Source organism: Streptomyces alkaliphilus, assembly GCF_014141535.1.
GTDB classification, from domain to species: domain Bacteria; phylum Actinomycetota; class Actinomycetes; order Streptomycetales; family Streptomycetaceae; genus Streptomyces; species Streptomyces alkaliphilus.
Genome location: NZ_VKHT01000575.1, coordinates 1 through 3347, shown reverse-complemented (window position 1 = coordinate 3347; position 3347 = coordinate 1). Strand labels below are relative to the sequence as shown.

The following is a 3347-nucleotide window of genomic DNA, read 5'->3' as shown; positions in this document are numbered from 1 at the left end:
CCACCACCCCACACGCACAGGGAGACCCACGACGTGACCCCACACCCGTCCGACCGAACCGTCCACCGACGTCCCCGGCGCGGCCGATTGTTCGCCGCCCTCACCACCGGTGCCCTGGCCGGCGCCCTTCTGTTCACCGGCCTGCCCGGCATCGCGACGGCCGGTGAGACGCCCGTCGGGACACACGGTGCCGACAACCTGCTCGTCAACCCCGGCTTCGAGTCCGGTCTCAACGGCTGGACCTGCAGCGCGAACTCCGGCACCGCGGTGTCGGATCCGGTGCGCAGCGGAAGCGGTGCCCTGTCCGCCACCCCGGCCGGCTCCGACAACGCCCGCTGCGAGCAGACGGTGAGCGTGCGGCCCGACTCCGAGTACCGGCTCAGCGGCTGGGTGCGGGGCGGCTACGCCTTCCTCGGCGCGGTGGGTCCGGGCACCGAGCAGGTCTCCACCTGGACTCCCGGGTCGGGCGCCTGGCAGGAGCTGAGCCTGACGGTGACCACCGGCCCCGGCACCGAGGAGCTGACCGTCTTCACCCACGGCTGGTACGGCACCGACACCTATCTGGTGGACGATCTGGTGCTGGCCGGCGACCCGGGCGAGGGCGGGCCGGTGGATCCGCCCGTGGACCCGCCGATCGAGCCCCCCACCGCTCCCGCCGGGGTGAACGTCACCGGCACCACCTCCACCTCCGTGTCGCTGGAGTGGCGGGCGGTCGAGGGGGCAGAGCGCTACCACGTGGCGGTGAACGGCGAACGCCGACAGACCGTGACCGGCACCTCCGTCACCATCGGCGGGCTCTCCCCCGAGACCGCCTACCGGTTGCGGGTGACGGCGGAGAACGCGAGGGGGGAATCCGCGCCCTCCGCCGAGGTCTCGGCGACCACCCGTCCGGCGCCCGGTGGGGGGAACGGCCCCGGGGTGCCCCGCCACGCGGTGACCGGCTACTGGCACAACTTCGACAACAACTCGGTGATCCAGAAACTGCGGGACGTGCCGAGGGACTTCGACATCATCGCGGTCTCCTTCGCGGACGCCACCCCCAACACCGGTGAGATCGAGTTCAACCTCGATCCCTCGTTGGGCTACTCCTCGGAGCAGGAGTTCAAGGACGACATCGCCGCCAAGCAGGCGGAGGGCGTCTCGGTGATCATCTCGGTCGGCGGCGAGGTCGGCAACGTCATCATCAACGACGCGGCCTCCGCCCGACGCTTCGCCGACAGCACCCTCGCCCTGATGGCCGAGTACGGTTTCGACGGAGTGGACATCGACCTCGAACACGGCATCAACGCCACCCACCTGACACGGGCGATGCGGGACATCCACGCCGCCGTCGGGGACGACCTCGTCTACACGATGGCCCCGCAGACCATCGACATGCAGCACACCGGCACCGAGTACTTCAAGCTGGCCCTGAACACCCGGGACTTCCTGACCGTGGTCAACATGCAGTACTACAACAGCGGCAGCATGATGGGCTGCGACAACCGCGTGTACTCGGTCGGAAGCGTCGACTTCCTCACCGCGCTGGCCTGCATCCAGTTGGAGAACGGGCTTGACGCCTCCCAGGTGGGCATCGGTGTCCCGGCCTCCCCCCGCGCCGCCGGCAACGGCTACGTCTCCCCCGAGACGGTCAACCGGGCGCTGGACTGCCTGACCCGGGGCGCCAACTGCGGCTCCTTCACTCCGCCGCGGCTCTACCCCGACCTGCGCGGCGCGATGACCTGGTCCACCAACTGGGACGCCCACTCCGGGTACGCCTGGTCCTCGGTGGTCGGCCCGCACGTGCGCGGCCTGTCCTGAACCCACCCGGGCGGTCCTCGGCCCGAGCCGGATCGGGCCGAGGGCCATCCCGGTGTCCGCCCGTCGGGGGCGGACACCGGGCTTCGGCTCCCCACGACCCGGTGTCGGTATCGGTGGCCGTAGCGGTGGCCCCCGTCACCCGTCGGCGCCCATCACCTCCCGCCATCCCGGGTCGGAGGCCACGCGCACCAGGTCCTCGGCCGAGAGCGGGCCGGATTCCCGGATCGGCTCCGTGCCGTGATCGGAGGCGTTGATCACCGTGAACTCGACCCGGAACCCGTCGGGGTGCAGGGCGTGCGCCCACCGCAGGGTCTCCGCTTCGGCCCCCGGGTCGGTGTACTCGCAGACCGCCACCCGCAGGCCGTCGCGCCGGGGCTCCTCCACACAATCGGACACCGGGTCGTCGAGGCCGATGGCGGGATCGGCGCCCCCCGCGAGGAACCCCTCCGGTCCGAAGTCGATGTCGGCCCGCACCGCGCCCTGCCCGTCGTCCAGCAGAACGCCGGGCAGGAACATCGGCTCCCCGGGGTGCTCGGTCATCCCCACCCCGTCGGGCAGGAGCCCCGCCAGGTGATCACGGACCTCCGCCGCCTTCTCGGCACTCGGCGGCTCCCACTCCCCCTCGTCCCCCTCGTCCTCCTCGACCGGAGGGCCGTACCGGACGTCCACCCCGTCGAGAACCTCCTGCCATACGGGGGCGAGGACGATCTCCTCCATGGTGTCGCGGTTGACCGGGAAGGCGTAGCCCTCCAACTCCTCCGGCTCCTCGACGTCCTTGGTCAGGGAGAACAGCAGCCTCCGGCTGCCGGGCCCCTCCCCGTCGGGCCCACCGGGCCCCTGGAGCAGCGCCTCCAGGGTGCGGGTGGCGAAGCCCTCACCTCCGGGGACGTCGACCGACGGGACGACGGTCTCCCGCGAGGTCACCGAGAGCACGGAACCATCGGCGAACCGCCGCTCCTCACACTCGACCTTCTCGCCCTCCCACTCAGGCCCCTCCCACTCGGCGCAGCCGAGGGGTGTGTCGCCCTCCATGCCCTCCGGGGTGCGACCGAGGGAGAGGGTGACCTGGAGGAGGCCGGGGCCGTCCTCCAGGTCCAGCAGGGCGGCCGGCTCGGGGTCGGTGTCCGGACCGTACCCCTCCGAACCCTCCACCCCGACGCCCTCGGGCAGCATGGCGACCAGGGTCTCCACCATGTCCTCGGCCGTCCGCGGCACATCCGCCGCCGGGCCCGGCCCGTCGGCTCCGGGCAGGGATATGGCGGCCACCGTGACGGCGGCCAGGGAGGCCGCCCCGGTCATCACCGCGGCCCGCCTGCGCCACACCCTGGCCCGGCCGCGCCGCAACCCGCCTTCCATCAGCTTCGGGGTGTCGGGCCGGAAGCCGTCACCGGTGCGCCGGAGCATGTCCGCCAGCGTCCGCTCGAACTCCGTGTCCGGTTCCTCCGCCGGGGCGGCGCGCCTCCCCGCCCCGCCGTACCCGGGGGTACCGGCGAGGGTCTCCCGCCCGTGGAGGTCATCGGCCGCCCCGGGCCGGCTCGGCCCCCGGC

At 72.6% G+C, this 3347-nt stretch carries 2 protein-coding genes; one reads left to right on the top strand and one right to left on the bottom strand.

Going from position 1 to position 3347, the window contains the following annotated elements; translation table 11 throughout:
- Positions 1-87 precede the first annotated feature (87 nt).
- Positions 88-1800, top strand: a complete 1713-nt coding sequence (locus tag FNQ90_RS16880) for a chitinase (RefSeq protein WP_182607145.1) — start codon at positions 88-90, stop codon at positions 1798-1800.
- Positions 1801-1935: 135 nt separating this feature from the next.
- Here FNQ90_RS16880 and FNQ90_RS16875 read toward each other — a convergent pair.
- The coding region (locus FNQ90_RS16875; protein ID WP_182607144.1) for a hypothetical protein at positions 1936-3347 on the bottom strand (1412 nt) is incomplete at its 5' end.